16 protein-coding genes and 1 riboswitch are annotated in these 15,608 nt (G+C 70.2%); of the genes, 5 read left to right on the forward strand and 11 right to left on the reverse strand.

Annotation, left to right across the window (positions count from 1 at the left end):
- Both ACFWZH_RS21800 and ACFWZH_RS21805 read left to right on the forward strand, forming a co-directional pair.
- Positions 1-1,155 (forward strand): LOG family protein, encoded by a 1,155-nt coding sequence (locus ACFWZH_RS21800; RefSeq protein ID WP_384433543.1) that lies wholly within the window; start codon positions 1-3, stop codon positions 1,153-1,155.
- A 166-nt stretch (positions 1,156-1,321) separates the two neighbouring features.
- On the forward strand, positions 1,322-2,335 hold the full coding sequence (locus ACFWZH_RS21805) for a hypothetical protein (protein WP_384433546.1): 1,014 nt from the start codon (positions 1,322-1,324) through the stop codon (positions 2,333-2,335).
- A 7-nt stretch (positions 2,336-2,342) separates the two neighbouring features.
- On the opposite strand, the gene ACFWZH_RS21810 is transcribed toward ACFWZH_RS21805, so the two are convergent.
- From ACFWZH_RS21810 to rlmN, 4 genes are all read right to left on the reverse strand, one after another.
- Positions 2,343-3,413: an ABC transporter ATP-binding protein gene (locus ACFWZH_RS21810; protein ID WP_384433549.1), complete on the reverse strand. Its 1,071-nt coding sequence runs from the start codon at positions 3,411-3,413 to the stop codon at positions 2,343-2,345.
- Entirely contained in the window at positions 3,414-5,078 is a 1,665-nt protein-coding gene (locus tag ACFWZH_RS21815) for an ABC transporter permease (RefSeq protein WP_384433552.1), read from the reverse strand. It lies immediately after the preceding gene.
- 38 nt (positions 5,079-5,116) lie between these two features.
- Entirely contained in the window at positions 5,117-6,220 is a 1,104-nt protein-coding gene (locus ACFWZH_RS21820; protein WP_384433555.1) for a thiamine ABC transporter substrate binding subunit, read from the reverse strand.
- Between the two features lie 104 nt (positions 6,221-6,324).
- Positions 6,325-6,445: riboswitch (TPP riboswitch) on the reverse strand.
- Between the two features lie 33 nt (positions 6,446-6,478).
- Positions 6,479-7,585, reverse strand: a complete 1,107-nt coding sequence (gene rlmN, locus ACFWZH_RS21825) for a 23S rRNA (adenine(2503)-C(2))-methyltransferase RlmN (RefSeq protein ID WP_384433559.1) — start codon at positions 7,583-7,585, stop codon at positions 6,479-6,481.
- A gap of 253 nt (positions 7,586-7,838) precedes the next feature.
- Here rlmN and ACFWZH_RS21830 point away from each other — a divergent pair, with 253 nt between their 5' ends.
- Positions 7,839-8,255 (forward strand): hypothetical protein, encoded by a 417-nt coding sequence (locus ACFWZH_RS21830; RefSeq protein ID WP_384433562.1) that lies wholly within the window; start codon positions 7,839-7,841, stop codon positions 8,253-8,255.
- Positions 8,256-8,403: 148 nt separating this feature from the next.
- Here the strand turns inward: ACFWZH_RS21830 and ACFWZH_RS21835 are convergent, their stop codons facing one another.
- On the reverse strand, positions 8,404-8,583 hold the full coding sequence (locus tag ACFWZH_RS21835) for a hypothetical protein (RefSeq protein ID WP_384433565.1): 180 nt from the start codon (positions 8,581-8,583) through the stop codon (positions 8,404-8,406).
- Positions 8,584-8,882: 299 nt separating this feature from the next.
- Positions 8,883-9,506: a TetR/AcrR family transcriptional regulator gene (locus ACFWZH_RS21840; RefSeq protein WP_384433568.1), complete on the reverse strand. Its 624-nt coding sequence runs from the start codon at positions 9,504-9,506 to the stop codon at positions 8,883-8,885.
- 69 nt (positions 9,507-9,575) lie between these two features.
- Here ACFWZH_RS21840 and ACFWZH_RS21845 point away from each other — a divergent pair, with 69 nt between their 5' ends.
- Positions 9,576-9,803: a hypothetical protein gene (locus tag ACFWZH_RS21845; protein ID WP_384433571.1), complete on the forward strand. Its 228-nt coding sequence runs from the start codon at positions 9,576-9,578 to the stop codon at positions 9,801-9,803.
- Positions 9,800-10,123, forward strand: a complete 324-nt coding sequence (locus tag ACFWZH_RS21850; RefSeq protein ID WP_384433574.1) for a hypothetical protein — start codon at positions 9,800-9,802, stop codon at positions 10,121-10,123. Before ACFWZH_RS21845 ends, ACFWZH_RS21850 begins: the two co-directional genes overlap by 4 nt.
- Positions 10,124-10,365: 242 nt before the next feature.
- Here ACFWZH_RS21850 and ACFWZH_RS21855 read toward each other — a convergent pair whose 3' ends face one another.
- The 5 genes from ACFWZH_RS21855 to rpsB all read right to left on the reverse strand — a co-directional run bounded on the left by ACFWZH_RS21855 (position 10,366) and on the right by rpsB (position 15,030).
- Positions 10,366-11,541 (reverse strand): phosphatidate cytidylyltransferase, encoded by a 1,176-nt coding sequence (locus tag ACFWZH_RS21855; protein WP_384433577.1) that lies wholly within the window; start codon positions 11,539-11,541, stop codon positions 10,366-10,368.
- Complete coding sequence (gene frr, locus ACFWZH_RS21860; RefSeq protein WP_384433580.1) at positions 11,541-12,098, reverse strand: ribosome recycling factor; 558 nt, start codon at positions 12,096-12,098, stop codon at positions 11,541-11,543. The genes ACFWZH_RS21855 and frr overlap by 1 nt, the downstream gene beginning before the upstream one ends.
- A 176-nt stretch (positions 12,099-12,274) precedes the next feature.
- Positions 12,275-13,045, reverse strand: coding sequence for a UMP kinase (gene pyrH, locus ACFWZH_RS21865; RefSeq protein ID WP_384433583.1), 771 nt, complete (start codon positions 13,043-13,045; stop codon positions 12,275-12,277).
- Positions 13,046-13,207: 162 nt separating this feature from the next.
- Positions 13,208-14,044, reverse strand: coding sequence for a translation elongation factor Ts (gene tsf / locus ACFWZH_RS21870; protein ID WP_384433585.1), 837 nt, complete (start codon positions 14,042-14,044; stop codon positions 13,208-13,210).
- Between the two features lie 104 nt (positions 14,045-14,148).
- A complete protein-coding gene (rpsB, locus tag ACFWZH_RS21875) occupies positions 14,149-15,030 on the reverse strand; it encodes a 30S ribosomal protein S2 (RefSeq protein ID WP_384433588.1) in 882 nt (293 codons plus the stop codon).
- Positions 15,031-15,608 lie beyond the last annotated feature (578 nt).

The following is a 15,608-nucleotide window of genomic DNA, read 5'->3' on the forward strand; positions in this document are numbered from 1 at the left end:
ATGGCGGGCGTGCAGCCGAATTCACCGCTCCCAGCGCCCCGCCGTCACGACGACCACGACCGGGAAATCGAATCCCTCGAGGAGTTCGACCGGGTCGCCGCCTCGGGCAGCCTCGCCGGATACCGCATCCAGTCCGTCGACCTGACGGACCGTACGTTCGCGCTGCTCGGCACGGACACCACGGAGTCGGTGTTCCTCGGCTGCGTCATGGAACCGGACGCCGCCACGAAGGTGCGCGCCGGGGGCGCACTGGTCTTCCCGCCCATACCCGGCCTGCCGTTCGATCCGTACCGCGGCGCCCTCTACGGGCCGGACGAGCTCTTCGTCGGGCTGGTCGACGCCGGCTACGACTCCACCCCGGACGCCCGCACGTACCACTGGTACCAGGAGACCAAGTCGGACGGCGACATCTTCGCCTCGATGCTGCGCAGCATCCACGACGACGCCGTCTCCGACGCCCTGGACGAGCACCTCGCCGGCGCCCGGGTGGTGGGTGTCATGGGCGGGCACGCCCTGGAGCGCGGCTCCGTCGCCTATGCGGGCGCGTCCCGGCTCGGCCGCCGGCTCGCCCGCGACGGCCTGACCGTGGCCACGGGCGGCGGCCCCGGTGCGATGGAGGCGGCGAACCTCGGGGCGTACGCCGCGCCGTTCGAGGACGACATGCTCGACGCGGCGCTGGAACTCCTCGCCAAGGCACCGCACTTCGCCCCCTCGGTCACCGACTGGGCCCGGGCCGCCTTCGACGTGCGCCGGGGCCATCCCGGCGGCGGCGCCTCGGTCGGCATACCCACCTGGTTCTACGGGCACGAGCCGCCCAACGCCTTCGCCACCCATGTCGCCAAGTACTTCGTCAACGCGGTCCGCGAGGACGGCCTGCTGGCGCGCTGCAACGCCGGCGTCGTCTTCCTGCCGGGCGCGGCCGGGACCGTACAGGAGATCTTCGACAACGCGACCCCGAACTACTACCGGTCGCGGGGCGAGCCGACCCCGATGGTGCTGGTCGACCGTGCGCACTGGACCGAGCGGCTGCCCACCTGGCCGTTGCTCCAGGCGCTGGCGGCCGATCGCCCGATGGCGGCCCGGATCGCCCTGGTCGACTCGGTCGACGAGGTTCCCCGGGCGCTCGCCCGCCTCGGGGCGGGGGCGGCTTCCTGACCCGGCCGGGTCCCGCTCCCGGCGCCCTCGCCCGCTCCGCCGCCGGTCGCCGCCGGCCGGCCGCGCGATCTGTTTGCCCGGCCGAGGCAACTCCCGTCCCGAAATGAGCGTCTGCCAGGCCAGGTAATGAACAGGTAATGCCAAGTGCGTGTGAACGGAGCTCCTGGTGATCATCGGCCTTCTGACGGCCGTAGCGGCGTCGGCCTGCTACGGCACGGGTTCCGTCCTACAGGCGGTGGGGTCGCGCAAGTCCGCCCGCCGGGAGGCGGCCAAGTCCTCCGCGTCCTTTGACACCGGCGTCACCCAGCACGGCGGCCCCAGCCTCTCCTCCACCGCGAAAGCCGCCGTGACCTGGGAATTCATGGTGGGCACGGTGCTGGACTTCATCGGCTTCGGGCTCGGCGCGCTGGCGGCCAGGCTGCTGCCGCTGTTCCTGTCCCAGACCGTGATCAGCGCCAACCTGGTGATCACCGCCGTACTGAGCATCAAGCTCCTGGGCATCCGGCTCAGCCGGGCGGAGTGGGGCTCGATCGCCGTGGTCTGTTCGGCGCTGGTGCTGCTCGCCACGGCCGCGGGCCCGGAGGGCAGCGGCCATACGCCGATCGCGACCCACTGGTGGCTGCTGGTCGCGTCCCTCGTGCTGATCGGCGGCGGCACCCTGATCGTGCGCCTGCTGGGCGCGCGGGCCGCGATCCTCGCCGGTCTGCTCTCCGGTCTGGGCTTCGGCGCGCTCGGCGTCGGCGTACGGGTGCTGAACGGCGTGGACCCGTTCCATCTGCCCTCGCTGCTCGGCGACCCGGCCCTGTACGCGATTCTCGTCGCGGGCATCGGCGGGATGTATCTGCACACCGTCGCCCTGCAGATCGGTTCGGTGAACGGCGCCACCGCGGCGCTGGTGGTGGGCGAGACCGTGGTCCCCGGCATCCTCGGGGTGATGTGGCTGGGCGACTCCTCGCGTCCGGGCTTCGCCTGGGTCGCCGTCCTGGGCTTCGTGGTCGCCGTGGCGGGTGCCGTAGCGGTCGCCTGGTTCGGTGAGCCGGAGGGGGAGGGCGTACCGGCGGCAGACGCCCCTACGGGCGCGGAGGTGCCGGCCCAGGCCGCAGGCGGCGCGGCGCCGGCGGGTGGGAGCGCGCACGGGGAGCGGGCCGCGCACCCTGTGACGACCGCACCCGAACGCTGACGCCCGGCTACGCGCCGGGCTCGCCGTCCAGCACCACGACGTCCTGTGCGGCGAAGGCGAGGCCCACCCGCTCGCCCACCGCGGGCGCGTCCCGCAGCGCGCAGGCCGCCTCCAGCTGAGGTCCGCCGGACGGCTGGAGCAGCACGGTGACATGGGTGCCGCGGAACGTCCGGGCCGCGACGGTGGCGGGCAGTCCCTCGGCGGCGGGGGTCAGCCGCACCCCGGCGGGGCGTACGAGCAGCCGGCACGGGCCGTTCCGGGTGCCGTCCGGGACCGGGACCTTGCCCCAGGGCGTGGCGGCGGCCTCGCCCTGCACCGTCGCCTCGACCACGTTGTCGAAGCCGAGGAAGCGGGCGACGAACTCCGTGGCCGGCCGCCGCCAGACCTCCAGCGGTGTGCCGGTCTGCGCGATCCGGCCGTCCTGCATCACCACGACCCGGTCGGCGAGCGCGAAGGCCTCCTGCTGGTCGTGGGTGACGGCCAGCACCGTGGTGCCCAGGTCGCGGAAGAGGCGGCGCAGTTCGACGACGAGCCGTTCGCGCAGCCCGCGGTCGAGCTGGCCGAGCGGCTCGTCCAGCATCAGCAGCCGGGGGCGCGGGGCGAGCGCACGGGCCAGGGCGACCCGCTGCTGTTCGCCGCCGGACAGGGAGGCCACGGCGCGCCGCTGGGCGCCCGGCAGCCCGACGAGGTCCAGCAGTTCGGCGACCGTGCGGTCCTGGTCGGCGCGCGAGGCGCGCCGCATCCGCAGCCCGAAGGAGACGTTGCCGGCGACGTCGCGCTGCGGGAAGAGCTGGTGGTCCTGGAACATCAGCCCGACCCCGCGCCGGTGTGTGGGCACTCCCGACTGGTCGCCCCCCTCCAGCAACACCTGTCCCGCATCGGCGTGTTGGAGGCCGGCGACCACCCGCAGCAGGGTGGACTTGCCGCTGCCGCTCGGCCCCAGTACGCAGACGATCTCGTGCGCGGCGACCTCCAGGTCCACCGCGTCCAGCGCGGCCCGCCCGGACGTGCCGAAGCGGACGGTCACCCCGTCCAGTCGCAGCAGTTCGCGTGCGGTGCTCTCGTTGCGTGCCGTCATCTAGAACTCCCCGGACTGGTCGGTTCGCGCGCGCTCCAGGATCAGCAGGGCGCCGGCGCACACCACCATCAAGATGGTGGACAGGGCCATCGCCTGCCCGTAGTTGAGCTCTCCCGCGCGCCCCAGCAGCCGTGCCACGGCCACCGGGAGCGTCGGCTGGTCGGGCCGTGCGATGAAGACCGTCGCGCCGAACTCGCCGAGCGACACGGCGAAGGCGAAGCCCGCGGCGATCAGCAGTGCCCGCCGCACCATCGGCAGGTCGACCTCGCGCCACACCCGCCACGGCGAGGCACCGAGCACGGCCGCCGCCTCCCGCAGCCGTCCGTCGACGGCCCGTAGGACGGGCAGCATGGTGCGGACCACGAACGGCACCCCCACCAGTGCCTGGGCGAGCGGGACCAGCCACCAGGAGGTGCGCAGGTCCAGTGGTGGTTCGTCGAGGGTGATCAGGAATCCGAAGCCGACGGTGACCGCGGAGACGCCGAGGGGCAGCATCAGCAGTGCGTCGAATCCGCGGACGAACCTGCCGGCCAGGGGGATCCGCCCGGACGGGCCCCGGCTCGATCCGGGGAGGGTCAGAGCGGCGGCCGCCAGCCCGCCCACCACCAGCGCGATGACGGTGGCGGCCGCCCCGTAGGCGAGGGAGTTCCACAGGGCTTCCAGGGGGGCGACGACGAAGGTGCCGTCACCGGCCCCGGAGGAGCGCAGCGACTCGTAGAAGACCGCTCCGTAGCCGTCCGGCCCGGCGAACGACCGCTCCACGAGCACGACCAGCGGGGTGATCAGCAGGACGGCGATGATCAGGAGTGTCGCCCACAGCAGCGCCCACTGGCCGCGGCCGCGTGGCCGCTGCGCGGTCTGCGAGGCGGCGACGAGCCGGAGGGCGGACTCCCTGCGGCGCACGGTCCAGGCGTGCAGCGCCAGCACGCCGAGCACCGCAACGAACTGGATCATGGTGAGGACGGCGGCCGTCGGCAGGTCCAGGAAGTCGGCGGTCTGCCGGTAGATCTCCACTTCCAGCGTCGAGAAGGTGGGGCCGCCGAGAATCTGCACCACCCCGAAGGAGGTGAAGGTGAACAGGAAGACCATCAGGGCGGCGGCCGCGACGGCCGGTCCCAGTGCGGGCAGCGTCACCCGCCGCCAGGCCGCGAACCGTCCGGCGCCCAGTACCCGCGCCGCCTCCTCCTGGCGCGGGTCGAGCTGCCCCCACAGTCCGCCGACGGTCCGTACGACCACGGCGTAGTTGAAGAAGACGTGCGCCAGCAGAATCGCCCAGACCGAGGTGTCCAGGCGCAGCCCCCACAGGTCGTCGAGCAGCCCGCCGCGCCCGACCAGCGCCAGGAAGGCCGAGCCGACGACGACGGTCGGCAGCACGAACGGCACCGCCACCACCGCCCGCAGCAGCTGTTTGCCGGGGAAGTCGAAGCGCGCGAAGACATAGGCGCCGGGCAGCGCGATCAGCAGCGTCAGCCCGGTCGAGGCGGCCGCCTGCCAGAGGGTGAACCACAGCACGTGCACGACATCCGGGTCGCTCAGCACGGCGCCGAACCGGCTCAGTTGCCACTGCCCGCCGTCCTTGAGTCCGCGCCCGACGATCGCCACGACCGGGTAGGCGAAGAACAGCGCGAAGAAGGCGAGCGGCACGGCCATCAGGCCGAGCCGCACCGCCGTTCCCCGTGCGGGCCGTCTGCTGCGGGCGCCGGCTACTTCAGGACGAGCGAGGACCACTGCTTGATCCACTGTTCGCGGTTCTCGGCGATGTCCTTCGGGGCCAGCGTCGCCGGCTTGTCGATCTTCGCGCCGTAGGTGGTGAACAGCTCCGGCAGCTTGGCGTCCTTGCGCGCCGGGTTGACGAACATCTGCAGCGGCACGTCCTCCTGGAACTTCTTGCTCAGCAGGAAGTCCAGCAGCGCCTTGCCGCCCTTCTCGTTCTTCGCGCCCTTCAGGAGGCCGCCGAACTCGATCTGGCGGAAGCAGGTGCCGGTCGCGACGCCGGTCGGGGCCTGCTCGGGCGCCGGCTTCTTGCCGAGCACCTCGACGGGCGGGCTGGAGGCGTAGGAGACCACCAGCGGCTTGTCGCCCTTGCCCTTGCCGGCCCCGGAGCCCGAGAACCGCTCGTTGTAGGCCTGCTCCCAGCCGTCGACGACCTCGACGCCGTTGGCCTTGAGCTTCTTCCAGTAGTCCTGCCAGCCTCCCCCACTCTCGGCTTCGCTCGAGCGGGAGGTGCCCCCATCGCCGTAGGTGGCGACGGTGGCGAGCTGGAAGGCGAGCCCCGGGGAGGAGGTCGCGGCGTTCTCCGTGACGAGCAGCCCCTTGTACCGGGGCTTGATCAGATCGTCGAAGGTCTTCGGCGGCGCGATCTTGTGCCGGTCGAAGTAGGCCCGGTCGTAGTTGACGCAGATGTCGCCGTAGTCGAGCGGGGTGACGCGGTGCCTGCCCTTGTCGAGCTGCAGCGCGGCCGGGACGCTGTCCAGCCCCTTGGCCTGGTACGGGCTGAAGAGGTCCTCGTTCAGGCCGCGTGAGAGCAGGGTGTTGTCGATGCCGAAGAACACATCGCCCTGGGGGTTGTCCTTGGAGAGGATCGCCTGGTTGACGGCCTTGCCGGCGTCTCCGCTCTTGAGGAGCGTGACCTTGTAGCCGCTCTCCTTCTCGAAGGCCTTGAGCAGCGGCTTGGGGAAGGAGTCGTGGCTGACGAGCGTGACGGTCTTGGCGTCCGCGTCGCCGCCCGAGGTGCCGCATGCGGCGAGCGCGGTCATGCCGAGCGCGGCGGTGAGGGCGCTCGCGGTGATCCTGCTGGTGGTTCTCACTGATTTCCTCCTGGCTGGCCAGGAAGAGACGCGGCCCCGCCCGGTGTCCGCAGCTCACGGCGTCCGAAGACGCGCGCGAAGGACATCCGGGCAGGGCGCAACAGCATGAGTGACGACCGAACTTCCTACCCGGAATGACCCGGGCGAGGTTCAAGGGTCTGCGGGCACCGTAGGACTACGACGCTTCCGCACTCTCAGCGCTGTGGCGCTCCCCTGTCGGAATGTGCATTTGTTCGACGACACCGTACCAGCGGGCGCTCAGCGCTCCGAGGCGGCGAGCTGCCCGCAGGCCCCGTCGATCTCCTGACCGCGGGTGTCGCGGACGGTCACCGGCACGCCGTGCGCCTCGATGGCCTGGACGAACGCCCGCTCGTCCTCAGGGCGCGAGGCGGTCCACTTCGAGCCGGGCGTCGGGTTCAGCGGAATCAGGTTCACATGGACCCGCTTGCCCTTGAGCAGCCGTCCCAGCAGGTCACCGCGCCATGCCTGGTCGTTGATGTCCCGGATCAGGGCGTATTCGATCGAGATGCGCCGCCCGGACTTCTCCGCGTACTCCCAGGCCGCGTCCAGCACCTCACGCACCTTCCAGCGCGTGTTGACGGGGACGAGGGTGTCGCGCAGCTCGTCGTCCGGCGCGTGCAGCGACACCGCGAGCCGGCACTTGAAGCCCTCGTCGGCGAACCGCAGCATCGCCGGGACCAGGCCGACCGTGGAGACCGTGATCCCGCGCTGGGACAGGCCCAGGCCGTCCGGCTCGGGGTCGGTCAGCCGCCGGATGGCGCCGACCACCCGGTTGTAGTTGGCGAGCGGTTCGCCCATCCCCATGAAGACGATGTTGGACAGCCGCGCCGGTCCGCCCGGCACCTCGCCGTCGCGCAGCGCGCGCATCCCGTCCACGATCTGGTGCACGATCTCGGCGGTGGACAGGTTGCGGTCCAGCCCCGCCTGGCCCGTGGCGCAGAACGGGCAGTTCATTCCGCAGCCGGCCTGCGAGGAGATGCACATGGTGACCCGGTCCGGGTAGCGCATCAGCACCGACTCGACGAGCGTGCCGTCGTGCAGCTTCCACAGGGTCTTGCGGGTGGTGTCGTTGTCGCACGAGATGTGCCGTACGACGTTCATCAGGTCCGGCAGCAGCTCGCTCGCCAGCTTCTCGCGCGCCGCCGCCGGGATGTCGGTCCACTGCGCCGGGTCGTGCGCGTAACGGGCGAAGTAGTGCTGCGACAGCTGCTTGGCGCGAAACGGCTTCTCGCCGATCGCGGCCACCGCTTCACGGCGCTCGACGGGGGTGAGATCGGCAAGGTGCCGAGGGGGCTTCTTGGCCCCGCGCGGCGCGACGAAAGTGAGTTCTCCGGGTGCAGGCATGGTGGGTCCAGTGTCGCAGATCATCTGAGGCGCCCCAGGTGACGGCGGGGTGGGGACGGTCACCCTCCGTCGTCATCCGTCATCGTCGGCCCACCTCGCAGGCCCAGGGACGGCCCAGCGGCTCCCTGTTCCAGCGACTGCGACCCTGCCGCACGACGGCTGCGCGTCCGCCCCTATACGAGTCTGGCATCCCACTGGGGCCCGGCACGAAAGGCAACGTGCGGTACGAATCAGCTGACCTAGCCTCTTGAGGATGCGCATAGATCAGATGGCCCCCTGGCTCCACGAGCATGATGCGGCCCCGCAGACCGTGCTCCTATCGGCCCAGTTCGATGCGTACCTCAGCGCGCTCCCGTGGGCAGGCAGCGGGATCGACTGGCGGAACCTGCCGCACCGCTCGCTGGCGCTGGACGGCATCTCGGACGACGAGGTTGTGCATTGGGCCCGTCAGACGCCCTTGGCCTTGCACGCCCATGTCCTCGTCATCGACTCGGCTACGGAGCCAGGGGTGCTGTGCCGCTTCGAGGACGCCATGCGGGACTTCGAGCTGCTCTCCAACCGACCCGAGCTCTATATGTGCGGCACCGATCTCGTGAACGGTGAGGTACAGCCGGCCTTTCACCGCTTCATCGAGCGACGGTCGTTCCTGACCCTCACCGCCCGGGTATGAGGTCGGCCGCGGCCGGGATGGCGGGCGACCACTGCCTCGCAAGTTCACCCGGCCACCTGCCGGGGTCTGTGTGCCGTACGGCCCCGGGGCCACTGGTGAACCGCTCGGGTCTCCCGGAGTCCGGCACTGTTGATGGCAGCCACAGATGTCAGCCGGAGATGATCGACAACACCTCGGACACCCCGAAGACTCCGAACACGCCAACGAGCGCGACACCGATCACCACCCCGACGCACACCAGCGCGACGACGATCATGAGCCAGGAACGGCCGACTGCCGCGTGATACTCAGCCTCGTCATCCCAGTCCTGCACGAGCTCGTCAGCCATCTGACCTTCCATTCTCGTCCCAACTGCGGATCCGCTCGGCAGCTGTCCTCAGTACAGCGACACGGGTGCCCGGGCTGATCCCCACAGCGAAGTGCGTTCCCGCTTGCGCCATGAGGCCCTGAAGGAGCCCCATCACTCGCTCTCGCGCATTCTGCTCCGTGGCGACAGAAGCAACGGCATCCCTGAACTCTGGGGCCTCACTGGCAACAGCAATCCATGCCTGGAAAGTCTCCACCGCTTTGCTCGGCCGCTCCGCCCCAGTCGCGATCCAGCGGGCCATCTGCCGTGGATCGGCCCAGTCAGGCGGTGCGCGACAGATCCTCCAGGTGAGCGGCCAGTACGCGGCGGCATCGCTGCCCGTCGAGGATGCCGGGGTGGTGCACGGCGCTGAGGGAGAGGCCGTCCAGGAGGGATGCCAGGCGCTCGGTCTCGATGTCGAGGTCGCATCCGGGGCGCAGGGTGCCGGACTCGTCGAGCCGGGTCAGGACGCGGTGCGTCAGCTTTCTGGTGCCGGCGGCGGCCTGGTGCGCGAGGTCCTGGAAGGCCGGATGGGTGCGGGCCGCGGCGTTGAAGTCGAGGAAGACGGTGACCTCCGCGCGGCGGCGTTCGTCGAGCGGCAGCAGTTCGGCCAGGAGGTCGGTCACCAGGTGGAGCCGTTCGGCGCGCGGGTACCGGCTGAGGTCTCCGATGCGCTCGACGTGCTGGAGCAGCCGTTCGGAGAGGGCGTCGAGCATCGACTGCATCGCGAAGTCCATCAGCTCCTGCTGGCTGCCGAAGTAGTGGCGCAGCGAGCCGATGTTGAGTGCGGCCTCGTCGGCGACGGCGCGCAGCGAGGTGCGCTGCAGGCCGTCCCGTACGACGACTCGGTACAGGGCGGCGACGACCTCGCGGCGGCGGGCGTCCGGATCCACGACCTTCGGCATGGGGCCTTTGTATCACAGCCGTGATACATTGTTTTTTATCACAGGCGTGATACAAAAACGGGAGGACTCGTGGAGCGGCATCTCGACCTCATGCTGATCAGGTTCGGCGTCATCGCGGGTGGCCTGGTGGTGCTGACCCTGGTGGTCTTCGCCGTGGCCGTGGCACTGAAGCGCAGGGGCAGGCTCGATCAGGCCCGCCGGTACGCGGACCCCGCCCTGCGCGCGGCGCTGCGAGCCACCCTCCGCCGCCTGGAGGACGGCCCCACCCGTACCCGGCAGCGGGACGGCCGACGGTGAACGGCCTCGCCGTCGACGCGTCCGACCTCGCCCACCATCTGCTGCTGGACTACGCGGCCAAGGCCCTCATCGTCATCGTGGCCCTGATCGTCCTGGCGGCCGGGATGACGGTGATCTGGCGGCGAGCGGGTCGTGGCGTGGACGACGCGGGACGGCGGAACGCCGGGCCGCGGGGGACGGACGACCGTGCGGCAGGAAGCAAGCCGGGGTGGTGCGGGGCGCCAGGAGCCGTGAGGAGCGGACTGGCCGGGCCAGGAGCCATGGGGGACGGGGACGGGCTGAACGGGGCAGGGGTCACGAGCGACGGGCCGACGGGCTGACGGGCTGACGGGCTGACGGGCTGACGGGCTGACGGGCCAGGAGCCATGAGCGACGGACTGACGGGGCCGGGAGTCATGATGTTCGGCCTGACCGAGCCCGGCGCCCGAGGCGGCCGCCCGCCGTCGCCCGGCGATCCCCGATCCGTACATCACCGAGCAGCCAAAAGCCCCCCACCAGCGGAAATCCGCTGGCAGGGGGCTTTGGCGTCACCTGCGGGGCCAGATGGCCCGGGGTGTCGGGCTCAGCCCGACCCCACGAAGACCACGAACAGCAGCCAGACGACCGGGGCGGTCGGCAGCAGCGAGTCGAGACGGTCCATGATGCCGCCGTGGCCGGGGAGCAGGGTGCCCATGTCCTTGATGCCCAGGTCCCGCTTGATCATGGATTCGCCGAGGTCGCCGAGGGTGGCGCTGGCCGCGACCGCGAGGCCGAGCAGCAGGCCCTGCCACCAGGCGCCGTGCTGGATGAGGAACTCCATGCACAGCGCGCCGGCCACCATCGCGAAGAGCACAGCGCCGACGAGCCCCTCACGGGTCTTGCCGGGGCTGATCCGGGGTGCGAGCTTGCGCTTGCCGAACCGCCAGCCGACCGCGTAGGCACCGGTGTCGCTGACGACCGTCAGCAGCAGGAACGTCAGCACCCGCTGCGGTCCGTCGGCCTCGGCGGCGAGCATCAGCGCCACGAACGTCGCGAGGAAGGGCACATAGATCGCCGCGAACACGCCGGCGGTGACGTCCCGCAGGTAGTTCTCCGGCGCCTCGGTCATGCGCCACACCAGGACGGCCAGCGCGGTGAGCGCCATCGCCACCCACGCGCCCTCGGCGCCGCGGACGTATCCGGCGACCACCATGGCGGTGCCACCGACCGCGAGCGGCACCAGCGGCACCTTGATGTCCTTGCGCTCCGCCAGCCGCGAGGTCAGCTCCCACAGCCCCACCACGACGGCGATCGCGATCACGCCGATGAAGACGGGCTTGTAGACGAAGAGCGAAGCGAGGATCACCGCGCCGAGGCCGACGCCGACCCCTATCGCGGCACGCAGATTGCGGCCCGCGCTCTTCTTCTTCGGCCGCTCCGAGTCCGGCGAGCGGTCGGACCCGGAGGAATCGGGGAAAGCAGTGGGCATGGGCTCCTGCGGCTTTTCGTCGCGGAACAGGGGGCCGCTCCGTCGAGCAGCCCCCCGGTCGTCCGGGTGATCCCGGTTATCCCGGATGTCCCGTTGTTCCCGGTCGTCGTCCTGGTGGCCGCCTGGCTCGGGCACGATGGGCATGGGCCGAGTCTGCGCCGCGTTGCCCCAGTCGTGCACGGGACCCGCCGAGACGGGGGGCGCCACCCCGCGAAGCGAGGAGGCCGGTCCGTTGTCGGGCGGTCCCCATCGACCGGCGCCGGGCGGGGCCCCCCAGGATGACTCGTTCATCAGACCTCGAGGAGCTCGGATTCCTTGTGCTTGAGCAGCTCGTCCACCTGCGCGACGTACTTCGCGGTGGTGTCGTCGAGCTCCTTCTCGGCGCGGCGCACCTCGTCCTCGCCGCTCTCCTTGTCCTTGACGAGCTTGTCGAGGGCTTCCTTGGACTTGCGGCGGACGCTGCGGATCGAGATCTTCGCGTCCTCGCCCTTGTTCTTGGCGACCTTGATGAACTCCTTGCGGCGCTCCTCGGTCAGCTCCGGGAAGGTCACCCGGATGATGCTGCCGTCGTTGCTCGGGTTGACACCGAGGTCGGAGTCGCGGATGGCCTGCTCGATGTTGCGCAGCGCGCTCTTGTCGAACGGGGTGACCACGGCCATCCGCGGCTCGGGAACCGAGAACGACGCCAGCTGGTTGATCGGCGTCATCGCACCGTAGTAGTCCGCCACGATCTTGTTGAACATCGCCGGGTGCGCACGCCCCGTGCGGATCGCGGCGAAGTCCTCCTTGGCGACCACGACGGCCTTCTCCATCTTCTCCTCGGCCTCGAGGAGGATCTCTTCGATCACCACTTGCTCCTGGTCTTTTCGGTAAGAAGCAGAGCCTCGCCCCTGCCGCGCGTCTTCTCCTGCACGGTGTCCGACCGGCAGGCGGTTGTCCATCCCCGTACCGAGGGTTGTGCCCCGGCCGGGAGTTGCCGCCCGTACGGGCCGATGCCCGTACGGAATCGCGGCAGTTGGGGCCGTCAGGCCCGGGTGTCCTGATCGCTGACGAGCGTGCCGATCTTCTCACCCTTCACCGCGCGCGCGATGTTGCCCTCGGCGAGCAGCTCGAACACGAGGATCGGGAGTTTGTTGTCCCGGCACAGCGTGATGGCCGTGGCATCGGCGACCTTCAGGTCGCGGGTGATGACCTCACCGTATTCGAGGGCGTCGAACTTGACCGCGTCCGGGTTCTTCTTGGGGTCGGAGTCGTAGACCCCGTCGACCCCGTTCTTGCCCATCAGCATGGCCTCGGCGTCGATCTCCAGGGCGCGCTGGGCGGCGGTGGTGTCGGTGGAGAAGTACGGCATGCCCATACCGGCGCCGAAGATGACGACCCGGCCCTTCTCCAGGTGGCGCACCGCGCGCAGCGGAATGTACGGCTCCGCAACCTGGCCCATGGTGATGGCCGTCTGGACGCGGGAGTCGATGCCCTCCTTCTCCAGGAAGTCCTGGAGGGCCAGACAGTTCATGACCGTGCCCAGCATGCCCATGTAGTCGGAGCGGGCCCGGTCCATGCCGCGCTGCTGGAGTTCGGCGCCGCGGAAGAAGTTGCCGCCGCCGATCACGATGGCGATCTCGTAGCCGTCGCGTACCACGGCGGCGATCTCGCGGGCCATCGCGTGCACGATATCGGGGTCGACGCCCAGCCCGCCGCCGCCGGCGAACGCCTCGCCCGACAGCTTCAGCAGGAAGCGTCGCCTGCCACCGTTACCGGCATGGTCTGTGTGCGCGCCGTCGGCACCGTGATTCATTGAGCTCTCCTCGTGCACATACGAAGAAGGCCATTGCCGTGGGTCTGGTCCAGATCCCTCTGCGGCAATGGCCTCCTCGTCACATCTGCGGTCGGCCGTTGAGCGGCCGACTGCGTACGACCCTAGCGGGGTCGTAGGTCATTCGCTGCCTTCGCGGCAGGCTCAGATGCCGACCTTGATGCGCGAGAAGCGCTTCAGGGTGACACCGGCCTCCTGGAGGACCTTCTCGACGGACTTCTTGTTGTCGAGCGCGTACGGCTGGCCGAGCAGCGTCGCGTCCTTGAAGAAGCCGTTGAGGCGACCCTCGACGATCTTCGGCAGGGCAGCCTCGGGCTTGCCCTCCGCGCGAGTGGTCTCCTCGGCGACGCGGCGCTCGGCCTCGACGACCTCGGCCGGGACGTCGTCCTTGGCGAGGTACTTCGGGGCGAACGCGGCGATGTGCTGCGCGACGCCCTTGGCGACCTCGGCGTTCTCCTTGTCGAGCTCGACGAGGACACCGATCTGCGGCGGCAGGTCGGGCATGGTGCGGTGCATGTACGCCGTCACGTAGCCGTCGGTGAACTGCGCGAAGCGGTCCAGGACGATCTTCTCGCCCAGGTTGGCGTTGGCCTCGTCGACGAACGCCTGGACGGTCTTGCCGGCCTCGATCTCGGAGGCGAGCAGGGCCTCGACGTCGGCCGGAGCGGTCTTGGCGACGTGCTCGGCGATCTGGTTGGCGACGGCCTGGAACTTCTCGCCCTTGGCGACGAAGTCCGTCTCGCACTTCAGCTCGACGATGACGCCGGAGGTGTTGTCGCCGGCGATCAGGGAGACCACGGCGCCGTTCTCGGCGGAGCGGCCCTCGCGCTTGGCGACGCCCTTCTGGCCCTTGATGCGCAGCGCCTCGACGGCCTTGTCGACGTTGCCCTCGGCCTCGTCCAGGGCCTTCTTGCAGTCCATCATGCCTGCGCCGGTGAGCTCACGGAGCTTCTTGACGTCGGCGGCGGTGTAGTTCGCCATGGTCTGTGAATCTCTTCTCGAAGTCTCGAATCGAAAGATCTACGGGTGAACGGCGGGGGCGGCGCTTGTGGCGCCCTCCCCCGCCGTCATCATCCGGTCCGGAGTCAGGCCTGCTCGGCGTCCGCGGCCGGCTTCTCGGCCTCGGCGGCGGCCGGGGCCTCGGCGGCGGCCGGGGCCTCGGCGGCGGGCTCGGCGTCGGCCTTCTTCTCACCCTCGAGCAGGTCGCGCTCCCACTCGGCCAGCGGCTCGGCGGCAGCGGCCTTCTCGCCGGGCTTCTGGTCGCCGGTGGCGGCACCGGAGCGGGCGATGAGGCCCTCGGCGACGGCGTCGGCGATCACGCGGGTGAGCAGGGTGACGGAGCGGATCGCGTCGTCGTTGCCCGGGATCTTGTAGTCGACCTCGTCCGGGTCGCAGTTGGTGTCGAGGATCGCGACGACCGGGATGTTGAGCTTGCGCGCCTCACCGACGGCGATGTGCTCCTTCTTGGTGTCCACGATCCAGACGGCGCTGGGCACCTTCTGCATCTCGCGGATACCGCCCAGGGTCTTCTCCAGCTTGGCCTTCTCGCGGGAGAGGACCAGGAGCTCCTTCTTGGTGAGGCCGGAGGCGGCCACATCCTCGAAGTCGATCTGCTCGAGCTCCTTCAGGCGCTGCAGGCGCTTGTAGACGGTCGAGAAGTTGGTCAGCATGCCGCCGAGCCAGCGCTGGTTCACGTAGGGCATGCCCACGCGGGTCGCCTGCTCGGCAATGGCCTCCTGGGCCTGCTTCTTCGTGCCGACGAACATGACGGAGCCGCCGTGGGCGACGGTCTCCTTGACGAACTCGTAGGCGCGGTCGATGTACGACAGCGACTGGAGCAGGTCGATGATGTAGATGCCGTTGCGCTCGGTGAAGATGAAGCGCTTCATCTTCGGGTTCCAACGGCGGGTCTGGTGCCCGAAGTGGACGCCGCTCTCCAGCAGCTCCCGCATCGTGACGACGGCCATGGCCGTACTCCTTGTTGTTCTCGGTTCCACTGCGACCGGTCGGCCGCGGTGCCTGACGCCCCGACGCGCCTGCCGAGGAAGACACCTTGCGGAGCCGTCCGAGGACCGAGGAGCGCGGCCGTCGTGCTGCCCGAATGGGACTGGTGCACTGACGGCGGGGCGTGCGAAGTCGACCCGGTGACCCGGATCGCCACCAGAAGTGTACGGGACTGCCGATGCACCGGGCGACACGCATCATTTCGAAGCCCGCGCGAGTGAGGCGAGACCCCCGGACGAGTGACACCGTTGTCCACAACCCGCCCCTCATCCACAGATCCGAACCAAGATCCCCACGCCGCGGCGGACTACGTCACGGTCGACACATGCGACATGACAAGCAGCAAGACACACGACACGGCATGCGGCAGGGCATCCGACAAGACGCTCATCACGAGCTTCGGCGGAATCCCGGGGCGAGCGGCGGGTTCGGCGACACTGGTGGGGTCGGCGGGCCCGGAGGGTTCGGTGGGTCCCGTGGGTTCGGTAGCTCCAGTGGGTTCGGTGGGTTAGGAAGCCGGCGAACTCTCAGCGGACGCGAT

The organism is Streptomyces sp. NPDC059008 (assembly GCF_042749045.1).
Classification (GTDB): Bacteria; Actinomycetota; Actinomycetes; order Streptomycetales; family Streptomycetaceae; genus Streptomyces.